The 25558-nt window shown below is 66.8% G+C and carries 20 protein-coding genes and 4 tRNA genes; 8 read left to right on the top strand and 16 right to left on the bottom strand.

The features are described from left to right. Positions 1-33 precede the first annotated feature (33 nt). The 4 genes from FK256_RS04885 (at position 34) to FK256_RS04870 (ending at position 5607) form a co-directional block, all read left to right on the top strand. Positions 34-2214 (top strand): alpha-galactosidase, encoded by a 2181-nt coding sequence (locus FK256_RS04885; RefSeq protein ID WP_141424128.1) that lies wholly within the window; start codon positions 34-36, stop codon positions 2212-2214. Positions 2215-2325: 111 nt separating this feature from the next. Continuing rightward, complete coding sequence (locus FK256_RS04880; RefSeq protein WP_009233664.1) at positions 2326-3237, top strand: carbohydrate ABC transporter permease; 912 nt, start codon at positions 2326-2328, stop codon at positions 3235-3237. 13 nt (positions 3238-3250) lie between these two features. Next, on the top strand, positions 3251-4204 hold the full coding sequence (locus FK256_RS04875) for a carbohydrate ABC transporter permease (RefSeq protein WP_141423928.1): 954 nt from the start codon (positions 3251-3253) through the stop codon (positions 4202-4204). A gap of 8 nt (positions 4205-4212) precedes the next feature. Further along, positions 4213-5607, top strand: a complete 1395-nt coding sequence (locus FK256_RS04870) for an ABC transporter substrate-binding protein (RefSeq protein WP_141423927.1) — start codon at positions 4213-4215, stop codon at positions 5605-5607. A 94-nt stretch (positions 5608-5701) separates the two neighbouring features. On the opposite strand, the gene FK256_RS04865 is transcribed toward FK256_RS04870, so the two are convergent. Then, positions 5702-6673, bottom strand: coding sequence for an alpha/beta fold hydrolase (locus tag FK256_RS04865; protein WP_141423926.1), 972 nt, complete (start codon positions 6671-6673; stop codon positions 5702-5704). Between the two features lie 134 nt (positions 6674-6807). Between FK256_RS04865 and FK256_RS04860 the strand changes: the two genes are divergently transcribed. After that, positions 6808-7380: a TetR/AcrR family transcriptional regulator gene (locus FK256_RS04860; protein ID WP_141423925.1), complete on the top strand. Its 573-nt coding sequence runs from the start codon at positions 6808-6810 to the stop codon at positions 7378-7380. Positions 7381-7409: 29 nt separating this feature from the next. On the opposite strand, the gene FK256_RS04855 is transcribed toward FK256_RS04860, so the two are convergent. From FK256_RS04855 to pgsA, 7 genes are all read right to left on the bottom strand, one after another. Then, positions 7410-9143 (bottom strand): formate--tetrahydrofolate ligase, encoded by a 1734-nt coding sequence (locus FK256_RS04855; protein ID WP_141423924.1) that lies wholly within the window; start codon positions 9141-9143, stop codon positions 7410-7412. Between the two features lie 66 nt (positions 9144-9209). Continuing rightward, a complete protein-coding gene (locus FK256_RS04850) occupies positions 9210-9707 on the bottom strand; it encodes a regulatory protein RecX (protein ID WP_009233670.1) in 498 nt (165 codons plus the stop codon). Beyond that, a complete protein-coding gene (recA, locus tag FK256_RS04845) occupies positions 9707-10960 on the bottom strand; it encodes a recombinase RecA (RefSeq protein ID WP_141423923.1) in 1254 nt (417 codons plus the stop codon). The genes FK256_RS04850 and recA overlap by 1 nt, the downstream gene beginning before the upstream one ends. Before the next feature lie 267 nt (positions 10961-11227). Continuing rightward, positions 11228-11446, bottom strand: a complete 219-nt coding sequence (locus FK256_RS04840; protein ID WP_141424127.1) for a DUF3046 domain-containing protein — start codon at positions 11444-11446, stop codon at positions 11228-11230. A gap of 131 nt (positions 11447-11577) precedes the next feature. Further along, positions 11578-11988 carry a helix-turn-helix domain-containing protein gene (locus FK256_RS04835; protein WP_009233673.1) on the bottom strand — a complete coding sequence of 137 codons (411 nt, stop codon included), beginning with the start codon at positions 11986-11988 and terminating at the stop codon, positions 11578-11580. 119 nt (positions 11989-12107) lie between these two features. Then, positions 12108-12695: a CinA family protein gene (locus FK256_RS04830; protein ID WP_141423922.1), complete on the bottom strand. Its 588-nt coding sequence runs from the start codon at positions 12693-12695 to the stop codon at positions 12108-12110. Continuing rightward, complete coding sequence (pgsA, locus tag FK256_RS04825; protein WP_141423921.1) at positions 12682-13302, bottom strand: CDP-diacylglycerol--glycerol-3-phosphate 3-phosphatidyltransferase; 621 nt, start codon at positions 13300-13302, stop codon at positions 12682-12684. The genes FK256_RS04830 and pgsA overlap by 14 nt, the downstream gene beginning before the upstream one ends. 379 nt (positions 13303-13681) lie before the next feature. Here pgsA and FK256_RS04820 point away from each other — a divergent pair, with 379 nt between their 5' ends. Continuing rightward, the gene (locus FK256_RS04820) at positions 13682-15157 is read left to right on the top strand and encodes a CapA family protein (protein ID WP_141423920.1); all 1476 of its coding nucleotides are present in this window, start codon (positions 13682-13684) and stop codon (positions 15155-15157) included. A gap of 29 nt (positions 15158-15186) precedes the next feature. Here the strand turns inward: FK256_RS04820 and FK256_RS04815 are convergent, their stop codons facing one another. The 3 genes from FK256_RS04815 to FK256_RS04805 all read right to left on the bottom strand — a co-directional run bounded on the left by FK256_RS04815 (position 15187) and on the right by FK256_RS04805 (position 20812). Beyond that, positions 15187-18090, bottom strand: coding sequence for a DNA translocase FtsK (locus FK256_RS04815; RefSeq protein ID WP_141423919.1), 2904 nt, complete (start codon positions 18088-18090; stop codon positions 15187-15189). 91 nt (positions 18091-18181) lie between these two features. After that, positions 18182-19162 (bottom strand): PfkB family carbohydrate kinase, encoded by a 981-nt coding sequence (locus FK256_RS04810; RefSeq protein ID WP_021607904.1) that lies wholly within the window; start codon positions 19160-19162, stop codon positions 18182-18184. Positions 19163-19177: 15 nt separating this feature from the next. After that, positions 19178-20812 carry a ribonuclease J gene (locus FK256_RS04805; RefSeq protein ID WP_141424126.1) on the bottom strand — a complete coding sequence of 545 codons (1635 nt, stop codon included), beginning with the start codon at positions 20810-20812 and terminating at the stop codon, positions 19178-19180. Between the two features lie 297 nt (positions 20813-21109). Between FK256_RS04805 and FK256_RS04800 the strand changes: the two genes are divergently transcribed. Beyond that, positions 21110-21850, top strand: coding sequence for a polysaccharide deacetylase family protein (locus tag FK256_RS04800; protein WP_244936146.1), 741 nt, complete (start codon positions 21110-21112; stop codon positions 21848-21850). A 63-nt stretch (positions 21851-21913) separates the two neighbouring features. Here the strand turns inward: FK256_RS04800 and FK256_RS04795 are convergent. The 4 genes from FK256_RS04795 to FK256_RS04780 all read right to left on the bottom strand — a co-directional run bounded on the left by FK256_RS04795 (position 21914) and on the right by FK256_RS04780 (position 22333). Further along, positions 21914-21989, bottom strand: a tRNA-Glu gene (locus FK256_RS04795). Positions 21990-22038: 49 nt separating this feature from the next. Then, positions 22039-22111: transfer RNA gene (locus FK256_RS04790), tRNA-Glu, on the bottom strand. Between the two features lie 49 nt (positions 22112-22160). Beyond that, positions 22161-22233: transfer RNA gene (locus FK256_RS04785), tRNA-Glu, on the bottom strand. A gap of 28 nt (positions 22234-22261) precedes the next feature. Continuing rightward, positions 22262-22333, bottom strand: a tRNA-Gln gene (locus FK256_RS04780). 285 nt (positions 22334-22618) lie between these two features. Between FK256_RS04780 and FK256_RS04775 the strand changes: the two genes are divergently transcribed. After that, complete coding sequence (locus FK256_RS04775; protein WP_141423918.1) at positions 22619-23389, top strand: hypothetical protein; 771 nt, start codon at positions 22619-22621, stop codon at positions 23387-23389. A 129-nt stretch (positions 23390-23518) separates the two neighbouring features. Here the strand turns inward: FK256_RS04775 and gltX are convergent, their stop codons facing one another. Next, on the bottom strand, positions 23519-25123 hold the full coding sequence (gene gltX, locus FK256_RS04770) for a glutamate--tRNA ligase (protein WP_141423917.1): 1605 nt from the start codon (positions 25121-25123) through the stop codon (positions 23519-23521). Positions 25124-25558: the final 435 nt, after the last annotated feature.

Raw genomic sequence — 25558 nt, 5'->3', positions numbered from 1 at the left:
CTGGTTCCCGCCCCCTCCCCCGGAAGGACGATGATGACCCTCCATCTGCGCCGCGCCGACACCTCCGTGGTCCTCGACCTGCCCGACGACCGTTTCCCGGTGGTGCGCCACTGGGGCCCCGACCTCGGCGACGTCAGCGGCGAGGACCTGGCCGACGCGACCCCCGCCCAGGCCACCTCCCTGGGCACCAACACCGCCTGGATCACCAATGACCTGCCGATCCTGCCCCTGGCCCACCTGGGTTGGAGCGCGCGTCCCGCCGTGGCGCTCTCGCGCACCGACGGCACGGCCTTCTCCCCCCACCCCACCGCCTTCAGCCACGAGGAGAGTTCCGAGGACACCCCCGCCGGCACCGCCCACGTAGTCCGCTCCGCCGGTACCGACCCGGTCCATCGGCTCAGCCTGGGAACGGAGCTGCGTCTGGAGCCCTGTGGCCTGGTACGCCTGCGCGCCTGGGTCCGCGACGACCGCCCCGAGTCTGATGGCGAGCGGGGAGCCGACCTCGTCGTCGGCGAGCTCACCCCGGTGCTACCGCTGCCCGACAGCGCCGACGAGCTGCTCGACACCACCGGGCACCACGTTCAGGAGCGCAGGCTCGTGCGCACCCCCTTCACCCCGGGCACCCGCCTGCGCGAGTCCTGGGAGGGGCGCCCCGGGCACGACGCCGTCACTTGGCTGGCCGCCGGCCCCACCGGCTTCGGCTGGCGCAATGGGCGCGTCCACGGCGTTCACGTGGCCTGGTCCGGCAACGTCCGTCACCTGGCGATGAATCCCGCCTCGGGGCGCAAGCTCCTGGGAGCCGGAGAGCTGCTCCTGCCGGGCGAGGTCTCTCTGGCCCCCGGTCAGACCTACACCTCTCCGTGGACCGTCTTCTCCTGGGGCGAGGGCCTGGACACCCTGGCCCACCGCAGCCACGCCTGGCTGCGCTCGCGTCCCGCCCACCCCGACCGCCCCCGCCCGGTACTGCTCAACACCTGGGAGGCCGTCTACTTCGACCACGACCTGGACAAGCTCAAGGCCCTGGCCGACGCCGCGGCCCAGGTCGGCATCGAGCGCTACGTCCTGGACGACGGCTGGTTCGGCTCCCGCCGCGACGACACCTCGGGACTGGGCGACTGGCAGGTCTCCCCCGAGGCCTGGCCGGACGGTCTGGAGCCGCTCGTGGAGCACGTCCACTCCCTGGGAATGGAGTTCGGCCTGTGGTTCGAGCCGGAGATGATCAACGTCGACTCCGAGCTGGCCCGCGCCCACCCGGAGTGGATCCTCTCCGACGGCGCAGGCGGAGCGCCCGAGCACCGCCACCAGCGGGTCCTGGACCTGACCGCCCCAGGCGCCTGGGACTACCTGCTCGACGCCATCTCCGCCCTCGTGGAGCGCCTGGACATCGCCTACCTCAAGTGGGACCACAACTCCCCCCTGCTGGCCGCGGGGCATGAGGTCGCCGACCCCACCGCGGGACGCCAGGGGGCAGCCGCCGTCCACGACCAGACCCTGGCCGTCTACCGGCTCCTGGACGCGCTCCACGAGCGCTTCCCTTCCCTGGAGATCGAGTCCTGCGCCGGCGGCGGCGGCCGCATCGACCTGGGGATCATGGAGCGCACCCAGCGGGTGTGGGCATCGGACTGCATCGACGCCCACGACCGCCAGAACATCCAGCGCGGCACCACGCTGCTGCTTCCCCCGGAGCTGGTGGGCACCCACGTCGGCTCCGGGCGGGCCCACACCACCCTGCGCGACCTCGACCTCGACTTCCGGGCCGGGACCGCCCTATGGGGCCACATGGGCGTGGAGTGGGATCTCACCGAGGCCGATGAGCCAACCCGCGAGCGCTTGGCCTCCATCATCGCGCTGCACAAGGATCTGCGCGGCCTGCTGCACTCGGGCGTGACGGTTCACGCCGACCTGCCCGATGACGACATGCTGCGCATCGAGGGCGTCGTCGCCCCTGACGGCTCCGACGCCCTGTTCGAGATCGCCTCGCTGGGTCAGCTCCTGGTCTGGCCCACGGCGCCGCGACCGTTGCCCGGATTGGACCCCTCGCGCCGCTACCACGTGCGCCTGGCGGCGCCGACCTACCCCGAGCTGAGCCTCGCGGCGGGCTGGATGGCCGAGGGCGTCACCCTGCCCGGTTCCTACCTGACCACCACGGGCCTGGCACTTCCGGTGCTGCACCCCGACCACCTCGTCCTGCTGCGCGTGAGCGCCGTCAACTGACGGCTCGGTGATCCTCTGAGTCGCTGATCCGTTCACCCTTCTTCCACCCGTTCCTACCCCGCCCATCCGCCTTCGACCCGTTTCCCACATCACCGTCGATTTGGAGACCCGATGTCAACTTCGACCCTGCTCGCGCGACAATCGCGTCGGCAGCGCAAGCCACGCTCCGACCTCAAGCTCGGCCTCGCCTTCATCCTCCCGGCGACGATCGGCCTCGTCGCCTTCTACATCTGGCCCCTCATCCGGGGCATCTGGCTGTCCTTCACCGAGTACAACCTCCTCACCCCCGAGGAGTTCACGGGCCTGGACAACTACAAGCGCATGGTCCAGGACGACACCTTCTGGAACGCCGTCGTCGTCACCGTGGAGTACGTGATCATCAACATCGGTCTGCAGACGATCCTGGCGCTCCTCATCGCCGTCCTCATGCAACGCCTGACCCAGTCCACCTTCGTACGATCCATCGTGCTGACGCCCTACCTGGTCTCCAACGTGGTCGCCGCCATGCTGTGGCTGTGGATCCTGGACAACACGCTGGGCATCACCAACCAGCTCCTGGAGCCCCTGACGGGCTCCGCCGTGGACTTCTTCTCCTCGTCGATGGCCATCCCCACCATCGCCATCATCAACGTGTGGCGGCACGTGGGCTACACGGCCCTGCTCATCTTCGCGGGCCTGCAGTCGATCCCGAACACGGTCTACGAGGCGGGCAAGATGGACGGCGCCAGCGAGTGGCGGATGTTCTGGCGGATCACGGTCCCCCTGCTGCGCCCGATCCTGGCGCTTGTGCTCATCATGACGATGATCGGCTCCTTCCAGGTCTTCGACACCGTCTCGGTGGCCACCCAGGGCGGCCCCGTCAACGCCACCCGCGTGCTGCAGTACTACATCTACGACATGGCCTTCGGGCGCTTCCAGTTCGGATACGCCTCTGCCATGGCGGTGGGGCTGCTGCTCGTCCTGGCGGCGATCACGATCCTGCAGTACCGCATGACCCGTGCGGGCGAGACGGACCTGGACTGAAGGAGGACCACCCATGACAACGACAACCGCATCCGTGTCCTCCGCAAAGTCCCCCAAGGCAGCCGCTGCGGCATCTTCCGAAACCCCCGGCCGCCGGTTCACCGTTGGCAAGGCCCTGGCCTGGGCGGCGATGATCCTCATCATGCTGTTCACGCTCCTGCCCTTCTACTGGGTGCTGCGTACGGCGCTGTCCTCCAACGCGGGCATCACGGCCCACCCCACCAGCCTGCTGCCGGTGGACATCAACCTGCGCGGCTTCGCCCGCGTCTTCGGCATGCAGTCCACCGAGGAGGCGCTGGCCGACGGCGGCAGCGGCGCAGCCATCAACTTCTGGCTCTACCTGCGCAACTCGGTCATCATCTCCACGCTGGTCACCGTTGGACAGGTCTTCTTCTCGGCGATGGCCGCCTACTCCTTCTCCCGCCTGCGTTGGAAGGGACGCGACACGGTCTTCGCCGTGTTCCTGGGCGCCCTCATGGTCCCCTCGATCTTCACGCTCCTGCCCAACTTCGTGCTGGTCAAGCAACTCCACCTCATCGACACCTTCCTGGGGGTGGCGCTGCCGACCATGTTCATGACGCCCTTCGCGGTGTTCTTCCTCAAACAGTTCTTCATGAATATCCCGCGTGAGCTGGAGGAGGCCGCCCTGCTCGACGGCGCCTCGAAGGTGCGGGTGTTCTTCACCCTCATCCTGCCCATGGCCAAGGCCCCGATCTCAACGCTGGCGATCCTGACCTACATCACGGCTTGGAATGACTACTTCTGGCCCCTGCTGGTGTCCTACACGGACTCCTCGCGGGTACTCACGGTGGCCCTGGCAGTCTTCCGCTCCCAGGCGCCTCAAACCGGCCCCGACTGGGCCGGGCTCATGGCCGCCACCCTGGTGGCCGCACTCCCGATGCTCCTGCTGTTCATGGCCTTCGCCCGGCGCATCGTCAACTCCATCGGCTTTACCGGAATCAAGTGAGGCACCAGATGACGACTCAACCGATCAGCCCTGTTCACTCGTCGCTGTCGCGCCGCGGCCTCCTGTGCGGTCTCGTCTCCGGGGCGGCCGCTCTGACCCTGGCGGCCTGCTCCTCGGGCTCCAGGAAGTCGGGATCCGGCGCCGTGGAGTACTGGATGTGGGACGCCAGCCAGCTGCCCGCCTATGAAGCCTGCGCCAAGGCCTTCGAGGCCAAGACCGGTATCAAGGTCAATATCACCCAGATCGCCTGGAGCGACTACTGGACCAAGCTGACGGCCGGTTTCATCGCCGGGACCGGACCGGATGCCTTCACCGACCACATCTCCAAGTTCGCCCAGTTCGTGGATCTGGAAGTCCTGGTCCCGTTGGAGAAGCAGACCGCATGGGCGGGCGTCGACGAGTCGGCCTTCCAGGAGGGGCTCATCGACCTGTGGAAGGGGGAGGACGGCCACCAGTACGGCTGCCCCAAGGACTGGGACACCGTGGCGGTCTTCTACAACCGGGACATGCTCACCCAGGCGGGCCTGACCGAGGCCGATCTGGCCGAGTGGTCCTGGAACCCCACCGACGGCGGAACCTTTGAGAAGATCCTCGCCCGCCTCACCGTGGACAAGAACGGCGTGCGCGGTGACGAGCCCGGCTTCGACAAGAACCGTGTGGCCGTCTACGGCCTGGGTATCCAGGACGGCGGCTCGGGGGACGGCCAGACCCAGTGGAGCCCCTTCACCGGCTCGGCCGGCGACTGGTTCTACACGAACAAGGAGACGTGGGGGAATCACTACCGCTACGACGAGAAGGTCTTCCAGAACGCCATGGACTGGTATTTCGGCTTGGTGGACAAGGGCTACATGCCTCCTCGTGGAGCCTTCTCCTCCACGACCAGCACCGACGTCCAGCTCGGCAGCGGCAAGATCGCCATGTGCTTCAACGGTTCGTGGATGTTCAGCACCTACGCCAAGCTTGACGTCAAGGTCGGGATCGCGGCCAATCCGGTGGGCCCCAACGGCAAGTCCGTCTCCCTGTACAACGGGCTGGGCGACTCGATCTCCAAGCAGTCGGCCAATATCGACAACGCCTCCAAGTGGGTGGCTTTCCTGGGAACCGCCGAGGCTCAGGACATCGTGGCCTCCTACGGGATCGTCTTCCCGGCCATCTCCTCCTCCACCGAGAGGGCTGTGCAAGTCTTCGAGCAGATGGGGCTTCCCACCAAGCCCTTCACCCAGCACCTGGAGGACAGGTCCACGTTCTTCTTCCCGCTGACCTACTTCGGCGCGGACGTGGCGGCCATCATGAAGCCGGCAACCGACGATCTGTGGGCCAACCGGGTGCCCGCCTCGACACTGACGAAGTACAACGAGCAGGTCAATCTCCTGTTCGAGACCTCCAAGCACGAGAAGGACTGACAGCGGGGGTGCTCTCAGCTCCCGTGGGCCGGTGGCCGGCATGTTCCGGTCATCGGCCCACCCGCACCCCGGGCGAGCCCGTTGACCTGATCAATCATCGCGCCGACTCGGCCTGGTGCCAGAACGGCTCAAGCACTTGCGTCAGCGGCTCCGCCTCCTGCATCGGCAGGGAGTGGGTGGCGTCCTTCCAAATCTGCACCCGCGCACCCGGCAGCAGCTCCTCAGCGCGCTCGGCGGCATCCCTCCCTCCCGCCAAGGACTCCTTCCCGGCGATCGCGACGTAGACTGGCATAGTCAAGGATTCGGCCTCCTCCTTCGTCAGCGGTGAGGGGGTGGGCAGATTCGCGTCGAAGTGCTCCGACCCGGCCTTGATCATGAGGGCCAGTGGATCCGATCCGGCTGAGTCCTCACCTGCAATCCGCCCCAGCGCCTTGTTCCGCAGGCTCTCGGGAAGCCCCGGTAAGGCGGCAATCGTCACCCAGCCGAGCTTCGCCACAGGCGGGTAGGCGAAGGTGAAGACCGGTTCCAGCAGAGTCAGGGACCTGACCCGCTGGGGGTGGAGCCGTGCATAGGCCGTGGCGGTCGCGCCGCTGAAGGAGTGCCCGACGAGGTGGACTCCCCGGGGCGCGACGGCGGTGACCACCTGATCGATCCAGGCGGCCTGATCCCCCATCGAGGTCAGCGGAGCGGACTGGACGGACAGTCCCGCATCTCCGAGCGCATCGAAGGCGATCACCTGCCGCGAGTGAATCAGGGCGGAGACGTTCGCGGACCACATGGGCACTCCCGATGAGCGTCCGGGCAGCAGGACAATCGGGTAGGAGTCGCGATCGGCTGCTGCGTTGCCGGCGTCCCAGATGTAGACCCGCACGGTTCCAAAGTCGGTGGGAATGTCCTGCACCGAACTGGGCGCCGGCATGGACCCCATGGCCCGCTGGTAGTAGCCGACGTACTCCTCGCGTCCTTCAACCGTCCTGAAGTGCCCGACGTCAGCGGGCCCCATCACGGTTCTACCGATACTCACCACACCGACCAGCGCGAGCCCGATGACGAGCAGCCTCGTCACACGCCGGGCCGCAGACCTGAGGGAACACGGAGGACGACTCCGCCGGAGGGAACGCAGACGCCGGACTCGAGAGACTACTTTTCGCAATACGTTCATATTGTAAGGGTAATACGGTATGCGTGTACCGTAAAGGGATGCCCAAGATCGTCGACCACGAGCAGCGCCGAACCGAGATCATCTACGCCCTATGGCAGGTCATCTACGAGCAGGGCATCCATGCGGCCTCCTACCAGGCGGTGGCGCGGGCCGCTGGAATCTCTGTCGGAAGGATCCAGCACTACTTCGCCTCCAAGCAGGACCTGGTGCGCGCCGGCTGCCAGGCCATCGTGGACACCGCGGAGTCCGTCCACTTCGAGCGCACCGAGGCACTGGATCCGCTCGACGCCTTGACTGAGCTGCTCATTCAGCCACTCCCCCGCACCGAGGCGCTTCGGCTAGGCATCTCGGTCTGGTACGCCTACTTGGCCCGGGCCACTGCGGATCCGCAGATCAGGGAGATCTTCACCAAGGCATCCCGCGGAACACTGGATTACGCGGCCCGTCTGCTCGAACAGGCCGGGGCGCCGGCGCAGGAGGCGGGGCGTCTGATCGCCCTGAGCAATGGCCTGGCCCAGGCCGCCATGGTGGGAGCGGTGACTGTGGACGAGGCCGCGCGTGTTCTGCACCAGGAGGTCGACTCACTCAAATCCCTCTCGACGAGACGATAACGACCACCCACCACCTGTGGCCGCAGCACTCAGCGCAGCCCCTCGATCTCCCCTGTGGCGACATCGACGTCAATGTGCTCGGCCGCGGGACGGCTCGGCAGGCCCGGCATGGTCGACAGGCTGCCGCAGATCGCGCAGACGTACCCCGCCCCGGCGGCCAGGCGCACCTCACGCACCGGCAGACGCCACCCGGTGGGGACGCCCTTGAGGCCGGGCTCGGCGGACAGGGACAGCGGGGTCTTGGCGACGATGACTGGCAGGTCTCCGAAGCCATCGCGCTCATAGCCATCCAATAGCCTGCTCGCGGCAGGGGTGTAGTCCACACCGTCGGCTCCGTAAAGGGCAGCCACCTTGGCGATCTTGGTGCGCAGGTCGTCCTCCGGCCCGTAAACGGGCCGAATGGAGGCGGCATCGCCAACCTCCTGGCAGGCCTCGACGACGGCACTCGCCAGGTCGAGGCAGCCCTCACCTCCTCGAGTCACGGGGTAGCAGACGGCCACCCGGGCTCCGGCGTCGCGAGCGATGCGCGTCACCTCTTCGATCTCGCTGTCATGGTCGGTGGGGAAGACATTAATGGCCACGACCGGAGTGATGCCGAAGCCCCGCACGATCTGAAGGTGCTTGAGCAGGTTGGCTGCGCCGGCGCGTACGTCCTCGACCTTCTCCTGGAGCATGCCCTCGGGAAGACTCTTACCGTTGATGAGGTGGTAGCGGCCGGAGTGGGCTTTGAGTGCCCTGACGGTCACCACGACGACAGCTACACGCGGGTGCATGCCGGAGACGGCGCATTTGAGGTCCACGAAGCGCTCCAGGCCCATGTCCGCCCCGAAGCCGGCCTCAGTGAGGACGTACCCTCCGTTTCTCGTGCCTGCCATGGCGACACGGTCTGCGATGACCGAGGAGCAGCCGGTGGCGATGTTGCCGAAGGGGCCAGTGTGGACCAGGACGGGCGTGCCCTCGCCGGTGCGCAAGAGGTTGGGTTCAAGTGCGTCGCGCAGGACGGCGCACATGGCCCCTGCGGCCCCCAGGTCCTCGGCGCTGATCCACTCTCCGCTGCGGCTTCGGCCGATGACGATGCGCCCCAAGCGCTTGCGCAGATCGGCCAGGTCCGTGGCCAGCGACATGATGACCATGAGCTCGCTGGCCGGGGTGATGTCGAAGGAGGCCTGCCGGGTGACGCCGTCGATCTTGGAGCCCAGGCCGGTGACGATATGGCGCAGGGCCCGATCATTGACGTCCAGAACCCGGGGCCAGGTGATGGTGCGCTCGTCGATGTCGAGCTCATTGCCGTGGTGCAGGTGGTTGTCGATCATCGCCGACAGGAGGTTGTGGGCGGCGGTGATGGCGTGGAAGTCGCCGGTCAGGTGCAGGTTCATCCGCTCGGCCGGCAGGATGCGGGCACCCCCGGAGCCGCCGGCTCCGCCCTTGATGCCGAAGGTGGGCCCCATGGCCGACTGGCGCAGAGTGAGGACTGTCTGCTCGCCCAGACGAGTCAGCCCCTGGGCCAGTCCGATGGCCGTGGTGGTCTTGCCCTCCCCGAAAGGCGTCGGTGTGATCGCAGTGACGACGATGTAGCGGGCTTTGCCGGGACCATCCTGTGCGTCAGCCCCTTCACCACAAGGAATCAGGGCGCGCAGATCGATCTTGGCCACGTCGCGACCATAGGGAACAACGTGCTCGGCCGCGATTCCCGCCGAGGCCGCCAACGCATCAAGGTCGACCTGGCTCTGGGGGCCGTCAGTGGCCGCAATCGCCTGAGTCATGAGGCAAGCCTAGTGGGCCGGCGAGAAAGCCTCAGGACCTTGAGGTCCTGGCTACAGGACCGCTTCTCAGTCCGACTCCTCGGCGAAGGCTGCCTCAAGGGCACGCACAGTGGCTTCCCGGCTGTAGCCCTTGCGGCCCAGCAGGGCCGCGGTACGACGTCGGCGCACCTCCCAGGGCAGGTGACGCGTGGCGGACAGCTTCTTGCGGGCCAGTGCCAGAGCTGCAGAGTCCTCATCGTCGGAGTCGATCTGGCCCAGGGCCGTGGCGACGTCCTGTTCCCCCAGGCCCTTGCGCCGCAGCTCCTCGGCGATGGCGCGTCTGGCCGCACCCTTCTCCGCGAAACGGGTGCGCGTCAGGCGCGCCGCATAGGCGGCATCGTCGATCACGCCGGCCGCCTCCAGGCGATCGAGGACCTCGACGGCGATGCGAGGATCCACCTCCTTGCGCTCAAGCAGATCCGCCAGGGCCGCACGCGGGACCTCGCTGCGGTCGAGGCGGCGCAGGACGATGTCCCGGGCCGCCTCGACCGCCTGCGCGTGGGCATCTGGAGTGAGCCAGGCCATCAGAACCCGCCGGCGTCCTCACCGAAGATGGTGTCCGGCTCCTCCGCCGCGGCATCCTTGGCGGCTTTAGCAGCCTTGGAGGCCTTGGAGACTTTGTCGGAGCCTGTTGTGGTCCTCTTCCCGCGGCCGCGGGCGCTCTTGACCGCGCTCGTGGCCGCTGCGTCATTGCTGTCCACCGGGATGGCGGCCGCGGCCACGGCAGCCTCTGCAGCGGCGATCTCCTCGGCCTCTCGGGCCTTGCGGCCGGGCTCGCCAATGCCCAGAGCGGCGAGGATCTTCTCCTCGATCTCAGCGGCCAGCTGCGGATTGTCCTTGAGGAAGTTGCGCGCGTTCTCCTTGCCCTGACCGAGCTGATCCTCTCCATAGGTGAACCAGGCACCGGACTTGCGCACCACGCCGTTGTCCACGCCCAGGTCCAGCAGACTGCCCTCCCTGGAGATGCCCTGGCCGTAGAGGATGTCGAACTCGGCCTGCTTGAAGGGAGGCGCCATCTTGTTCTTGACGACCTTGACCCGGGTGCGGTTGCCCACGGGCTGGTCGCCATCCTTGAGCCCGCCGATGCGGCGCACGTCCAGGCGCACCGAGGCGTAGAACTTCAGAGCCTTACCGCCCGTGGTGGTCTCCGGGTTGCCGAAGAACACGCCGATCTTCTCGCGCAGCTGGTTGATGAAGATGGCCGTGGTACCGGTGGAGGACAGCGCCCCGGTGATCTTGCGCAGCGCCTGACTCATGAGCCGTGCCTGGAGGCCGACGTGGGAGTCCCCCATCTCCCCCTCGATCTCCGCCTTGGGGACCAGAGCGGCCACGGAGTCGATGACGATGATGTCCAGACCGCCCGAGCGCACGAGCATGTCGGTGATCTCCAGGGCCTGCTCACCGGTATCCGGCTGAGAGACCAGGAGGTTGTCGATGTCGACGCCTAGAGCCTTGGCGTAGACCGGATCGAGAGCGTGCTCGGCATCGATGAAGGCGGCGTTGCCCCCGGCCCGCTGCGCGCTGGCTACGGCGTGCAGGGCGACGGTCGTCTTTCCGGAGGACTCCGGTCCGTAGACTTCGATGATGCGGCCTCGCGGAAGCCCTCCGACCCCCAGGGCGACGTCAAGGGCGACAGATCCCGTGGGGATGACGGAGATCGGCGGACGGGTGTCGTCCCCCAGGCGCATGACGGAGCCCTTACCGAAGTTCTTGTCGATCTGGGCGAGAGCAGTGGCCAGGGCCTTGGAGCGGTCCTGGGTCTGGCTGGCAGCAGGCATTGTTCTACCTCGGTTCTCGGGGCGGCTCGCAGCCGCCGTGGGCATGGCTGGTCAACTTCGGCGAGGTCCCCTCTCCGGGGCTCACCAACGACGGTATGCCTGACCACTGACATCTATCTCCGCCCCTCACCTGTCCTGTGGACTCAAGGCGCGTCGCCGTCGTTCGTGGAGAACAGTACCCGAACACCTGTTCGATAGCGACACCATCGTCGCGCGTGTCGACCGACTCGCCCTCCACCCCTTGAACCCACCCCAACTGAACCCGTCTCAGTGTCGAGGGTCGGAACGGAAGATCCACCGCTCGGCATCAGAGCGCTCCGTCTCGTCGCACAGAACAGCCCAGACTCGTTCCGGCGCCACGCCGTCGTCGAGCGCCTGCACGCAGGTGACGCCCAGCGCGGGCAGGACCAGATCCTGGGCCAGCGACCGGCCATAGGCCGAGCCGAAGACCTCCTCGACGGCGCTCCAGAACTCCGAGTGCTTCACAGTTCCCCCGTCCTCGACAAACACCCCGGCGGCGAGCCCACTCGTCGTGGTCCCGCCGCCGGGAGCGGTCAACTCATCGGTTGCAGTCACGAGCGCCGCATGGGCGCCGCGGTAGGGGCGTCAGCGGACGATCACCGCAGGGCGATCCCCTGCTGACGCACAAGCTCATCAGGAACTGTGTCCGGAATCATGACGCCCTCGGTTAGGGCGATGCGGTCGGAGACCTCGCGCAGCACCATGGACAGGGGGGCGTCGAGGGCCTGGCAGATAGAGGCCAGCAGCTCGGAGGAGGCCTCCTTCTGACCTCGCTCGACCTCAGAGAGGTATCCCAAAGAGACGCGGGCCTGCGAAGAGACTTCGCGCAGCGTGCGACCCTGGTGCTGTCGGACGCCGCGCAGAACCTCTCCGATCTCGCGGCGCAGGACGACATTCTCATGCTTCGGAGTGTCCACGGACACACCGTACCCTGCCCCGGGTCCCTGGCGCATCGGCATCCGGTTGTTGATCGGGCGAGTGGTGCGGGGGTGAGTCGTGTTGTTCATCATCTAGCACAACCATTCACATCGTGGATTCATTCCCGTCACGCGGGACCAGTTCTTCCGGCTCCGGTGGCGTTGCGCCCAACTCTACCGGCATTCCTGAGAGAAACCTGAAATCCGTCTTAGTCTGCGGTCTGCAAGTATTGAGGAGCGACCAGATTCACGTCGTCGGCCTCCTTGCTCAGAAGCCCCACCGCCAACTCGATCACATTCAGCACGGTTCCGCACCGGATCTGCGAGCGGTCACCGCTCAGACGCAGCTCGCGGTGAACCTCGCCCCAGGGGGCGACGACGGCGATGTGGACCGTTCCCGCCGGATGACCGTCGGCCGGCCCCGGTCCCGCCACGCCCGTGGTCGCCAGCCCTAGATCGGCACCGAGGAGGCGACGCACACCCCGCGCCATTTGAAGGGCAACGTCACGATCCACCGGTCCAGTCCGCTCCAGGAGAGCGGCATCCACACCGAGCACCTGCGCCTTAATACGAGTGGCGTAGGCGACCACCGCCCCGAGGAGCACGCGCGACGCACCGGGAACCCCGACCAGGGTGGAGGAGACCTGCCCGCCCGTCAGCGACTCGGCGATCGCCAAGGTCACTGCGCGGCCCTCAGCGACTCGCAGGAGATCGGACGCCGAGCGCTCGCAGTGACCCTCGCCGAACCCTTGATCTCCGACCGATCCCGTCGCCGCAGGGCACTCACCGGCCTGCATGCCCGCCCCGTTGACTCAGCTGCACGGCTTGGCGCACATAGTCCAGGCCGGTCACCACAGTGACAATGAGGGCGGCGGCCACGACGACGTAAGCCGCCCTGAGCAGGAAATCGGCCGCGCCCGCGGATAGGAAGAGGGCGGACCATGGTGTGAGCAGCCCCACCAGCCCCACCATCTGGAGAGTCGTTTTGATCTTGCCGCCCCGCGACGCGGCCATAACGGCACGGCGCAGCATGAAGAAGCGCATGACCGTAATGCCGAGCTCGCGCACGACGATGAGGATCGTGACCCACCACCACAGCCTGCCATTGATGCTCAGCAGCGCGAAGGCTGACAAGGTCAGCGCCTTGTCCGCAATCGGGTCCGCGATCTTGCCGAAGGAGGTCACCAGCCCCCGAGAGCGGGCCAACTGACCATCGAGACGGTCGGTGAAGGCGGCCACGACGAAGACCACGACGGCCGCAAGTCCTGCCCGATCCCCCGGCAGCAGCGAGAGCCAGATGAAGACGGGGACGAGCAGCAGTCGCAACACCGTCAAGGCGTTGGCGATGTTGAGCAGCGGCGCCTGCTCTGGCTGTGCGGCGTCCGGGGCGGTCGAGGCGTTCATCGGGGCCAGCCTAGTAGTGCACGCCCTCACACCGCCGGAGAAACCTCGAAGCATGTGCACGGAACGTCATAGGCGCCTAACCGCCCCCGGCCACCACATCCTTCCGCGCGCAACACGCTATCGGGGATCTATCCCCATCGGGAGTTTTCCTTGGAATCTCAGCCTTTCTACCCGACTCCCGCCGAAAGGACGCGAGGTGCGCACAATCCCTTAAGGTTCGGTTCCTACGTTCCTATACATGTTTTCCTACATTCTTTCACCGCTTCATCTGTTTGATACCGACAATGACGCCGCTGGGCGCCCAGACGGGCAGCCGGACGATCGGCGGGGCACGAGCACCATGAGCGTTCCCCACCGGTCGCGGGGGCCGGGGAAGCTCATGACCACCGCTCTCGCCGCGGTCATCGCAGTCGCCGGTTGCGGCACGGGCACCGGCCACTCACAGGCGAGTGGGACCGGCCCCACCGGGACGGGCAGCACCCACGAGCAGCAGGGACGGAACGCGACCGCCCCCGGCGCATCAGCCTCCGCCGGAGCCGACGGCTCTCAAGACGTGCGCTTCACCGTGGGTTACGCCGGGGACGTCCTCATGCACATGCCGGTTCTGAGTTCCACTCCAGGGGCTTCTGGGGACATCACCGACAACGTCGCCGCCGAGACGCCTTGGGTCGAGGGCCTGGATCTGGCCCTGTGCGGGATGGAGGTTCCCGTCGCACCAGACGGGGTCTACTCGGGCTTCCCTACCTTCGGCACCTCCTCCGAGGTCGTCGGAGCCTTGGCGAGATCCGGGTGGGACGGCTGCGCGACCGCATCCAATCACTCCGCGGACCGGGGGGAGGCGGGAGTCGTCGCCACCTTGGACGCCCTGGATGCTCATGGGTTGGGGCACGCGGGCACCTACCGGAGCAGGGAGGACGCCTCCGCACCCTTCGCGCTCTATGAGCTCGAGCGCCAAGGGCGCACAGTGACCGTGGCCCAGATCTCCACGACCATGGGGCTCAACGGCCTCGATGATCCCACCGGATACTCGGTGTCGCTCAACGACGTCGGCGCCATTACGAAGGCAGCCAAGTCGGCCCGCGCGGCGGGCGCCGACCTTGTCGTTGTCCATTCCCAGCTCGGCCAGGAGTACGAGACCACCCCCGATGAGGAGCAGGTCTCCTACGCCCAGGCTCTCGCCAACAGTGGGCAGGTCGACATCTTCTTCGGCGCCCACCCCCATGTGCCCCAGCCCGCCGAGAAGCTCTCCGGGGGCGTCAAGGGCAAGGGAATGTGGGCGTCGTACTCCGCCGGCAACTACATCTCCAGCCAGAACGAGTCGTACTGCGGTCCGTTGTCCGACGTCGGTCAGCTGGTCTGGGCCGACGTCACCTCCCACGCCGACGGCTCAGTGAGCGTGGAGTCGCTGGACTGGCACCCGTTCACGGTGGATCAGGCGGGTGGCTACAAGGTCAGGGATCTGGCGGCACTGCACAACGGTGAGCGCCCCGCAGACCTGACTCTGAGCGAGCAGGAGATCGACAGGCGCTGGAGCATGCTCACCTCGGACGTCAAGGATGCCTCGACGATGGCCACGAAGCCTCCGGCACCCACCGGTCCGACTCCGACGATCCTGAGTCGCGAGGAGGTCATCAAACGAGCGGGGGCGCATCCGGCCCCCGCGGACAGGCCATCGGCCCCGTCTTCCGCCGGCTCCACGCCCCGATCGAACCGGGAACCGGATCGGACGTCGCCCACCTCGTCGGATCGGGCATCGTCGAAGTCGCTGAATCCCACGCCGTCGGCCGCGGAAACGGCACAGCCGAAAGCGGAATCAGACGAGCCCGAGGGGACGATGGAGGATGGAGAAGGCTGACAATGGCTGAAGACATGTAAAGACGCACGTCACCACGATGAGCCGCGACCGGTGAGCGACCAGGCGTCCTGGGAGTCCTCCTCGGCTGAGGAGTCCTCCCAGGACTCCGATTCCGGCAGGTTCGGGTCGGCCTCCAGCGGATCCGTGCGATAGCGGTTCGACGGAAGAGCCGCCGTGCGGGACTCACCCGCGGCGGGGGCCGGCGAATCCCCGGTGATGGGCCCGTCCTGGGATCCTTCAGGGCCGGCGGGAGCCTCAGCGCCTCCGGGAGCGCCGCCCTCCCCCTTGATCCAGGCCAGGGTCTCCTCGAGTTGTTCGGGCTGGACGAGGACGTCACGGGCCTTGGACCCCTCTGAGGGGCCGACAACCTCTCGGGACTCGAGCAGGTCCATGAGGCGCCCGGCCTTGGCGAAGCCGACGCGCAGCTTGCGCTGGAGCATGGAGGTCGAGCCGAACTGACTGGAGATGATGAGCTCGGCGGCCTGCAGGAGCAGATCCATGTCGTCGCCGATCTCCTCATCGATCTGCTTCTTGACCTCCGGGACGACGACGTCCTCGCGGTACTCGGGGGTCAGTTGGGCCTTGACGTGCTCGACGACGGAGCGGATCTCGGACTCGGTGACCCAGGAGCCCTGGATGCGCACCGGAGTGGAGGCCCCGGGGCCGAGGTAGAGGGCGTCGCCCTGGCCAGTGAGAGTCTCGGCCCCGTTCTGGTCGAGGATGACGCGGGAGTCGAGCTGCGAGGCGGTGGCGAAGGCCAGACGAGAGGGGACGTTGGACTTGATGAGGCCGGTGACCACCTGGGCGACGGGCCTCTGGGTGGCCAGGACCAGGTGGATCCCGGCGGCACGGGCAAGCTGGGTGATGCGCTGAATGGAGGCCTCGACGTCCTTGGGCGCCGTCATCATGAGATCGGCGAGCTCATCGACGACGACCAGAAGGTAGGGGTAGGGACTCAGCTCGCGCTGGGAACCGGGAAGGGGCTGGACCTCTCCGGCGCGCACCGCCTTGTTGAAGTCGTCGATGTGCTTGAAGCCGAAGGAGGCCAGGTCGTCATAGCGGGTGTCCATCTCTCGGACCACCCACTCCAGGGCCTCGGCCGCCTTCTTCGGTGAGGTGATGATCGGGGTGATGAGGTGGGGGATGCCCTCGTAGATGGTCAGCTCGACCCGCTTGGGGTCGACCAGCACCATGCGCACCTCCTCGGGAGTGGCGCGCATCATGATCGAGGTGATCATAGAGTTGACGAAGGAGGACTTGCCCGAACCGGTCTGACCGGCCACCAGCAGGTGCGGGGTCTTGGCGAGGTTAGTGACGACGTAGTCGCCCTCGACGTTCTTGCCCAGTCCCACGACCAGCGGGTGCGGCTGCTTGCGGGCGGCCTGGGAGCGCAGGACGTCGCCGAGTTTGACCATCTCGCGGTCGGTGTTGGGGATCTCGATGCCGATGGCGCTCTTGCCTGGGATCGGTGTGAGCAGGCGGATCTCGTCTGAGGCCACCGCGTAGGCGATGTTCTTCTCCAGCCCGGTGATGCGCGAGACGTTGACTCCTCGGCCGCGGTGGACCTCGTAGCGGGTGACCTGGGGGCCGCGCGTGTAGCCGGTGACGGTGGCGTCCACGTTGAACTCCGCGAAGACGTTCTGCAGCGCCTCGACGATGGCGTCATTGGCAGGGGTACGGGTGGCGTGCCCCGGCCCGGGACCGAGCAGTGCGTCCTCGGGAAGCGAGTAGGTGGAGCCGTCGGGCAGTGCCATGATGCTCATGTCACTCATGGCGAGCTGATCGGCAAGATCGGGCTCCTCGAGGAGCACCTCTGGGGTCTCCTCGGTGACGGCGTCGAAGTTGGATGCGGCCGGCGCAGCGGGATGCTTCGCCGCAGAGGGTCTGCGCTGCGCTCTCGCCGGCGATCCGGCCGCCCCGGGGCCGGCAGCGGAACCGGGCGCCCTGCCCTTGGACGGGGAGGCGACCGAAGGGGCCGACGCCGCGACGGCGTCATTCTCGCCACCCGTCTCCGGGACGACGAAGGTGCCGTCGTCGCTGTCTCCGCCCGGCTCGATGAGCTCAGTGATCGAGGTCTGCCGGGCCTCCCGCTCGGCGGAACGCTTGCGCCGACCGCTGCCGCGCTTGCGCGGGGTCGACTCCTCCACCTCGAGCGCGGAGCGGAAGGGCTCGTCACCGTCGTAGGAGTCCAGGAGCGCGGTCTGCTCCGAGTCATCACCGGCAGCTCTCGATCCTCCGAGACCTCCACGAACCCGTCCCAGCAGGCGCCGGGCCAGGGAGTCTGCGGAGCCTGCCGTATCGGACGGGGCGCCGGTTCCGTCGGCGCCCGAGGACCGACGCTGCGCCAGCAGGTCCCGGATCTCGGCGATGGTCTTTCCGGACAGGACCAGAGAGGAGAAGGCGGCCAGGAAAATGAACAGGATGAAGGCCCCCACCGAGGAGAACAGCGCCGCCAGCGGGTAACCCACCAGCCATCCCAGCAGTCCGCCAGCGCTCTCCAAACCGCCGATGTTGTCCCTGAGCACCGGGTTGCCACTGCCCACCTGGATCATTCCCGTCAGGGCAGTCAGCAGACCGAGGCAGCCCACCGAGACCCGGGCGTGAACCGCGCCCAGACTGTGGACCCGGAGCATGGCGACCCCCAGCGCCGCCAGGAGCAGGGGCACCAACAGGCCAAGAACGCCGACGGGACCGGCAGCGATGTGGTGCAGGAAGCTCCCCGCGGCCCCGGAGATGCCGAACCACTCGCGCAGCGCCAAGACCGCCGCAAGAGCCAGGATGAGGAATGCCCATCCGGTGCGGCGGTAACGTCCTCCGGAGGGCTGAGCAGGAGCGTTGACAGGAGCGGTCCCTCGAGGGGGTACCCCCCGATTACGCCCTCTGCCGGTTCCGGACGGAGACGTAGCGGTTCTCGTGGTGCGACGATTGGCCATGATGTCTTAGAAACTATCGGATTCTCAGCTTCGGCGGCCCTGCCACGCCGCCTGGGACGGCCGGAGACACATCACCTTCTCACCGCGAGCCTTATCCGGGCCGGCCGCTACTCCGCTGAGAGTCATCGTCGGAGGGCCACGACCCCTCAGGGGCATCCCGGAGGAACCCGTCGATCTCCTCGCGGCGCGGGGCCTGTGCCGGCCCTATGCAGGCCACAGCGTGGGCGGCGGCCGCGTTGGCCCGTCTGGCGGCCTCGACGACATCAAGTCCGTCAAGGAGGCCGGCGACCAGGACACCGGTGTGGGTGTCTCCCGCTCCCGTCGTGTCCACGACGTCGCGCATGAAACCGGGGACCTCGATCGGCTCGGAGCCGACCGGATGAAGAATGCACCCGTGAACGCCGGTACGTCGGACGATCAGCGCTCGCGGGCAGGCCCGGCGAATGGAGCTCGGGCCCCCCAGCCGTTCCTCGAGCCGGCTCATCTCCAGGTCGTTTCCGGTCAGCATCGTCGCCCGGGACAGCAGTGGCAGGAGCACCTGATCGGGGATGTCGGGCTGGACCGGGCCCAGGTCGATGACCAGTCCGACGCCGTCAGGGACCGACAGGAGCCAGTCGGCCAGAATGCCCCTGCTTGTGTAGTGGGCCAGATCGTAACCGGTGGCATAGACCCAGTCGCCCTCCCTTAGATCGAGGCTTTCGAGATCCTCGCGCTGGGGCTCGCCTTCGACGCCCGCGGTGGTGATGAAGGTTCGCCTGCCCGAGGGCTCGATGAGCGTGGTGCAGGTGCCGATGTCGCCGACGAGCTCCTCGACGAGGAGCTCGACCTGGTCCAGGCGCATCGACTCGCGCACCCGGGCCGAATTGGGGCCCGTCCCCAAAGTGGCTGCTAAAGCGGCGGGAACCCCCTGCCGGGCAGCGGCTGAGACCACCGTGTACCCGCCACCCACAACCGGGCCCGACGACGCCCCGGTGATCGCCCCTCCCGGAGTCGGCACCCGGCTGACGTGAAGGGGGATGTCAATAAGGATGGATCCGGTGGATATGAAGCACGCAGGCCGGAACAGAGTCATGCAGTGAGCATCCCCCTAAGCCTCGATGACGACCGGGACGATCATGGGCCGGCGCTTGAGGCGGCGCCCGATCCACCGCCCCAGGGTGCGGCGCATGACCTGCTGGAGGGAGTAGGCGTCCGCCTTCCCCGTCTCCAGCGCGGCGGACAACGCCTCGGTGACATCGGGGAGAATCTCCTCGAAGACCGAGTCGTCCTCAGCCACGCCCCGGGCCTGGATGTGCGGGCCAGCCAGGATGGTGCCGGTCATGGTCTCCACCACGGCGTAGACGGAGACGAAGCCCTCCTCCGCCAAGATGCGCCGGTCCTTGAGCTCGGCCTCGTCGATCTCCCCCACTGAGGAGCCGTCGACGTAGATATAGCCGCAAGGGACTTGGCCGGAGATGCGGGCGACTCCCCCGTCCAAGTCGACGGCAACCCCGTCCTCGCACAGCATGACCCGCTCGGGAGCGACCCCCGTCTTGACGGCAAGCCCACCGTTGGCCACCAGGTGGCGGATTTCGCCGTGGATGGGCATGACGTTGCGGGGCTGGACGATGTTGTAGACGTGGAGCAGCTCCTCGGAGGACGCGTGCCCGGAGACGTGGACCTTGGCATTGCCCTGATGGACCACGCGCGCCCCCAGCCGCATAAGCTGGTTGATGACCCGGAAAACGGAGTTCTCATTGCCCGGAATGAGCGAGGAGGCGAAGATGACGGTGTCTCCGGGCTCGATGGTGACACTGCGGTGCTCGGAGTGCGCCATCCGGGACAGTGCCGCCATCGGCTCGCCCTGCGAACCGGTCACCATGAGGACCCTCTCGTGCGGGGGCAGCGAGATGACATCGCGAGCATCGATGAGAACACCGCCGGGGACCTTGAGGTATCCGCGCTCAGCGGCGATTCCCATGTTGCGCACCATGGAGCGCCCCACGAGGGCCACCCGTCTGCCGTGGAGGGCGGCGGCGTCGAGAACCTGCTGGACCCGGTGGACGTGGCTGGCGAAGGAGGCCACGACAATCTGGCCGTCGGAGTCGGCGAAGACATTGTCCAGCACCTGGCCGATCTCGCCCTCGTGGCCGACCATGCCGGGGACCTCGGCGTTGGTGGAGTCCACGCAGAACAGGTCCACGCCCTCCTCGCCGAAGCGCGCGAAGGAGCGCAGGTCCGTGATGCGCCCGTCGATGGGCAGGGAGTCCATCTTGAAGTCGCCGGTGACGAGAACGTTGCCGGCATCGGTGCGGATCATGACGGCCATGGCGTCGGGGATGGAGTGGTTGACGGCCACGAACTCCAGGTCGAAGGGGCCGTAGGAGACCTCCTCGCGCTCGACGACCTGACGCAGAGCCGGGAGAATGCGGTGCTCCTTGAGCTTGGCCTCCACGAAGGCCAAGGTGAGCTCGCTGCCCACCAGGGGGATGTCCTCGCGCAGGCGCAGCAGGTAGGGCACGCCTCCGATGTGGTCCTCGTGGCCGTGAGTCAGTACGAGGGCGACGACGTCGTCGATGCGGTCCTCGATCGAGGAGAAGTCGGGGAGGATGAGATCGACACCGGGCTGATCCTCCTCCGGAAAGAGCACGCCGCAGTCGACGATGAGCAGCTTGCCGTCGAACTCGAAGACAGTCATGTTCCGACCGACCTCGCCCAGACCTCCCAGGGGAACGATGCGCATGGCACCGTCGGCGAGGGGACCGGGAGTCGTCAGCGCAGGAAAGTTCGTCACGCGGGCATCCTACCGAGGATGCCCCGATTATCGATTGATGCGGCCCGCTCCTTTCCAGAATCCGTCTCTGTCCGGCATCAGTCCGCCATAACGTCTAGGACCTTTTCGGACTCGTTCTACGATGTACCGGTGACGATCGAGAGCCGGCGAGATCCGGGACATGCGGCTGAGGACATCGCGCATCCCCCGTCAGACGAGCCCCGGACCTCATCCAGTACCGTGGGAGGCCGAAGGCGCCTCCTCGGGATGACGGCCCTGGTAACGACCGCAGGTCTTCTCGGTGCAGGTGCTGGAGCAGGAGCCACTCGATGGCGCGATACCCATCTGTCCCCCACCTCACGGACCGCCCCTCGCCCCTCGGGCCCCGGCAAGGCGCTCGACGCACGGGTGGTTTTCCAGACCGGAGGGGAGACGGGCAAGCTGGCCCTGACCTTCGACGACGGCCCCGATCCGCGCTGGACTCCGCTCGTGCTCGATATGCTGGCGAGACTGCAGGTGCGAGCCACCTTCTTCGTTCTCGGTTCCGCGGCACAGGCCCACCCCGAGCTGATCGCGCGGGAGATCGATGAGGGGCATGAGGTAGCCGTGCACAACTGGGTGCACACCGATGTCTATGGCGTGGACTTCCCGGAGCTGACTAGCTCGGTGCGCAGGACGAGCGAGGCGATCATGGCGGCGGGAGCCCCACCCCCGCGCCTGTGGCGACCCCCCTATGGCCGGGTGGACGCACCGGCCCTGATGGTCGCCTCCCAGCAGGAACTGGACGTGCTGCTGTGGAGCGTTCACTCCCCTTCCGTCTCCGCGGCCGCCGCCGTCAAGGATGTAGCCGGCGCCGGATCCGTGGTGCTGTGCCACGATGGCCGCGCGCAGCCTTCGCAGGCTCTGTTCTCCGCATTGGAGGGCGCCGTGCACTCCCTGCAGGAGCAAGGACTCACCGTCACCACGGGCAGCGACTTGCTCGCCTCCACCTCAGAACAACCGGTATGATCTTTTTTCGCAAGAAGAGCCAAGAAGGTCCGCATCACCCGGTGGCGGTGCGGACCTCGTGCCTGGTACCCCCAGCCGGATTCGAACCGGCGCCGCCGCCGTGAGAGGGCGGTGTCCTAGGCCACTAAACGATGGGGGCCACGTATGTAGTTGTGAACCGCTTGGACCGGTGGATCCTCGCCGATTCGTACCCCCAGCCGGATTCGAACCGGCGCCGCCGCCGTGAGAGGGCGGTGTCCTAGGCCACTAAACGATGGGGGCCACGTATGTAGTTGTGAACCGCTTGGACCGGTGGGCCCTCGCCGATTCGTACCCCCAGCCGGATTCGAACCGGCGCCGCCGCCGTGAGAGGGCGGTGTCCTAGGCCACTAAACGATGGGGGCAGTAGATCAACATATGACATGAGATCCGCTGGGGTACCAGGACTCGAACCTAGAATAACTGAACCAGAATCAGTCGTGTTGCCAATTACACCATACCCCAATTGGGCTTCACCTCGAACGTCTCGCGGTCGAGGCAGCGGGCAGTAATCTACACGCCCGCTCCAGCCCCACCAAATCATTGTGGCGTGACTACAGACACATGCCGGTTCGCATGGTATCGCCCTACTCCGTCATGCCCCGAAAACAGGCCGTCGATCAGCCTTGAACGGTCTATGGAGCACGAACCGCTACGTCCTCCTGTAGCCCCGCAACCGAGCGCGTCAACGAAGACATCCCTTAGACTCTCGTGAGTTCCTGTTCGCCCCATTACCCTCAGGGAGGCCGTATGCGCACCCATCGACCGCGTCGCAACCATGGTGGTCGCAGCACTCGCAGGACCCGTTGTCTTGCTCTAGGGCTGTGCCTGACCGCGGGTCTGGCGCTGAGCGCCTGCGGCCCGGCCCATAGTGGCAAGCTCACCGTCGAGCCCGTCAGTCCCTCCACGAACAACTCGGAGAGCCCCTCTGCCAAGCCGTCGCCCTCCAAGTCCTCCAAGCCGACACCATCGGCGTCGGCCACCCCGTCCGCAACGGCATGGACGATGCCCAGCGTCACGATCAGCAACGAGAGGACCGATATCTGGCAGCAGGACGATAGTCTCCTCTCCCTACCGATGGAGACCTCGTTCCTCATCAACCGGGCATACCTCTTCAATGACAAGACCTGCCAGGGGGTCCTCCGCTACAAGTCCTCCCGCGACATACACGAAAACGGAAAAAACACGAGCGACAGTAGCGCTTCATCCTCACTGGTGCAGGAACAGCCCTCGAATTACCCCGCCTACACAATCACATCAGGGCCGACCGTGGTGGACACCATTCCCGATGACAGCGGCACTTTCGCGGGTTACGAGGTCTCATACACCGGCACAGTCACCTTCACCAACTCGGGCGACAGCGAAATCACCGGATACCGATTCTCCAGACAGCTCGGGGAGCAGGGGGCCACTCTCGATATCTTGCTGATGTGCACTCCGGGCAATCTCCCCGACCTTCAAACATGGCACAACCTGCTGAGCGGCACGCGAGTCGCTGGTTTCGACGCAGGCGCCATGTGAAACGTGCAGGGCGTTCGGCGGATGTCCTCCTCGGGCGGCTCGCGGGAATCTCCACATAGCAATCAGGGCAATCAATGGGGCCGGGAACACGATGTTCCCGGCCCCACCAGTGACCTCAACCGGCAGTAGTCACCCGAGCTGGTCCCTCAGGGCTCGCAGCCTGGCGAGGGTCGAGTCGGCTCCCAGGATCTCCATGGACTCGAACAGAGGCGGGGAAACCTGCCGACCGGTGACCGCAACGCGCAAAGGACCATAGGCGAGCCGCGGTTTGATCCCCTCGCCATCGGGCATACCCCGGCCCTCGACGATGGCGTCCTTCAGGGCCTCCTCCAGATGATCCCTGCCCCATTGCTCAGCGGCGATCCCCTCCAGGGCGTGAATGCCTGCGTCCAGGACATCGCCCGCAGAGGCCTTGAGCTTGGTCCTGGCCCTGTCGTCGATGATGAGATCGTCGTCGGACACGAAGAGGAAACCGAGCATGTCGCGGCACTCCCGCAGCAACTGAATCCGGGTCTGGATGAGGGGCGCCGCCGCAGTCAGGATCTCCTGCTCGCGCGCTGAGAGCTCAGCGAAGGAGGCCGCCGAGACCAACGGCACCTGTGCGGCATCGCCGGTCGGGTCGGGGTAGACGTCGGCGAGGTAGGGCACCAGACGGTCGCGGAAGTCGGTCTCCTCCAATGCCCGCACCTGCTCGGCATTGATGGCCTCGCACTTCTTGGGGTCGAAGCGAGCCGGGTTGGGGTTGACGTCATGGACGTCGAAAGTCTCGATCATCTCCGCCGCCGAGAAGACATCACGGTCGGCGCTCAGCGACCAGCCCAACAGGGCCAGGTAGTTGAGCAGCCCCTCGGGGATCATGCCGCGGTAACGGTGGATGAGGAGATTGGACTGGGGGTCGCGCTTGGACAGCTTCCGGTTGCCCTCCCCCATGACGTAGGGCAGGTGCCCGAACTCGGGCATGACCCGGGCACGGCCGATCTCCATGAGTGCCCGGTAGAGCACCACCTGCCGTGGAGTGGAGGACAACAGGTCCTCGCCGCGCAGGACATGGGTGATACCCATGGCCGCGTCATCGACGGGGTTGACCAGGGTGTAAAGAGGATCCCCGCCCGCGCGCATGACGACGTAGTCCGGAACGCTGCCGGCCTTGAAGGTGATGGGACCGCGGACCATGTCGGTGAAGGTGATGTCCTCGTCCGGCATCCGCATCCGCAGGACGGGCAGGCGCCCCTCGGCCCGGAAGGCGTCCTTCTGGGCCTGGGTCAGGTTGCGGTCGAATCCGTCGTAGCCGAGCTTGGGGTCCTCGCCGCGCGCACGGTGACGGGCCTCGATCTCCTCGGGGGTGGAGTAGGACTCGTACAGGTAGCCGGCCTCCAGCAGCTCGGCCGCCACCTGCTTGTACAGGTCCATGCGCTGGGACTGGCGGTAGGGCTCGTGGGGGCCGCCCCTGCCCACGCCCTCGTCCCAGTCCAGGCCCAGCCACGTCAGGGAGTCGATGATGGCCTCGAAGGACTCCTCGGAGTCGCGGGCGGCGTCGGTGTCCTCGATGCGGAAGACGAAGGTGCCACCGGTGTGACGGGCGTAGGCCCAGTTGAACAGGCAGGTGCGCACCATACCTACGTGAGGAGTTCCCGTGGGCGAGGGGCAGAAGCGCACTCGCACGGACGACGAGCCCGGCGCCGGCACGGCGGTCTCGAGGCGGGGGGACGATGAGTGATCACTGAGTTCAGCCATGATGGAGGACAGCGTATCGCGACGGATCATTCTTCCCATGGCTGCACAGCGTGGTGGCGGTTACCGCGTGTTCCGCAAGACCGTTATCTCATCGTCATGGAGGCCTTCCGTGGATACGACGGGCGGTTCCCCACTCGACCGGATCGTCTGACTCCCCACTCGTTTTGGAGGCTCATCCATCTCCCAAGCCCGACGTTCCGCGTCACGGTCCATTTCTCGCCGCCACTGGGCGCTCGGGCTCCCCTCATGATGGGGCTCAGCGTTGCCCTGTCCGTCCCGGCGCTACCGCGCATCAGGAGGACGCGCGCATCACCCACGTCCCGGTCCAGTGCCTCCGGCGACCAAGGGGAAACCGACCTGCAAGCACACAACGAGCTGCAGAAGTTCTCTCAAAGCGCCACCAGTGTGAACTTGGTGGGGTCAGGTGGTGTTTGC

The organism is Actinomyces johnsonii (genome assembly GCF_006546835.1).
Classification (GTDB): Bacteria; Actinomycetota; Actinomycetes; order Actinomycetales; family Actinomycetaceae; genus Actinomyces; species Actinomyces johnsonii.
This window is presented reverse-complemented; position numbering and strand designations above follow the sequence as displayed.

Excerpts from the sequence above, each read along its gene's own strand:
- gltX (WP_141423917.1), bottom strand. The coding sequence starts at position 25,123 with ATGGCTGAACTCAGTGATCACTCATCGTCCCCCCGCCTCGAGACCGCC.
- FK256_RS04875 (WP_141423928.1), top strand. The coding sequence starts at position 3,251 with ATGACAACGACAACCGCATCCGTGTCCTCCGCAAAGTCCCCCAAGGCA.
- FK256_RS04830 (WP_141423922.1), bottom strand. The coding sequence starts at position 12,695 with ATGCAGGCCGGTGAGTGCCCTGCGGCGACGGGATCGGTCGGAGATCAA.
- FK256_RS04805 (WP_141424126.1), bottom strand. The coding sequence starts at position 20,812 with ATGCGCATCGTTCCCCTGGGAGGTCTGGGCGAGGTCGGTCGGAACATG.
- FK256_RS04885 (WP_141424128.1), top strand. The coding sequence starts at position 34 with ATGACCCTCCATCTGCGCCGCGCCGACACCTCCGTGGTCCTCGACCTG.
- pgsA (WP_141423921.1), bottom strand. The coding sequence starts at position 13,302 with ATGAACGCCTCGACCGCCCCGGACGCCGCACAGCCAGAGCAGGCGCCG.
- FK256_RS04850 (WP_009233670.1), bottom strand. The coding sequence starts at position 9,707 with ATGGCCTGGCTCACTCCAGATGCCCACGCGCAGGCGGTCGAGGCGGCC.
- recA (WP_141423923.1), bottom strand. The coding sequence starts at position 10,960 with ATGCCTGCTGCCAGCCAGACCCAGGACCGCTCCAAGGCCCTGGCCACT.
- FK256_RS04815 (WP_141423919.1), bottom strand. The coding sequence starts at position 18,090 with ATGGCCAATCGTCGCACCACGAGAACCGCTACGTCTCCGTCCGGAACC.
- FK256_RS04820 (WP_141423920.1), top strand. The coding sequence starts at position 13,682 with ATGACCACCGCTCTCGCCGCGGTCATCGCAGTCGCCGGTTGCGGCACG.
- FK256_RS04835 (WP_009233673.1), bottom strand. The coding sequence starts at position 11,988 with ATGAACAACACGACTCACCCCCGCACCACTCGCCCGATCAACAACCGG.
- FK256_RS04810 (WP_021607904.1), bottom strand. The coding sequence starts at position 19,162 with ATGACTCTGTTCCGGCCTGCGTGCTTCATATCCACCGGATCCATCCTT.
- FK256_RS04870 (WP_141423927.1), top strand. The coding sequence starts at position 4,213 with ATGACGACTCAACCGATCAGCCCTGTTCACTCGTCGCTGTCGCGCCGC.
- FK256_RS04775 (WP_141423918.1), top strand. The coding sequence starts at position 22,619 with ATGCGCACCCATCGACCGCGTCGCAACCATGGTGGTCGCAGCACTCGC.
- FK256_RS04800 (WP_244936146.1), top strand. The coding sequence starts at position 21,110 with ATGACGGCCCTGGTAACGACCGCAGGTCTTCTCGGTGCAGGTGCTGGA.
- FK256_RS04860 (WP_141423925.1), top strand. The coding sequence starts at position 6,808 with ATGCCCAAGATCGTCGACCACGAGCAGCGCCGAACCGAGATCATCTAC.
- FK256_RS04880 (WP_009233664.1), top strand. The coding sequence starts at position 2,326 with ATGTCAACTTCGACCCTGCTCGCGCGACAATCGCGTCGGCAGCGCAAG.
- FK256_RS04855 (WP_141423924.1), bottom strand. The coding sequence starts at position 9,143 with ATGACTCAGGCGATTGCGGCCACTGACGGCCCCCAGAGCCAGGTCGAC.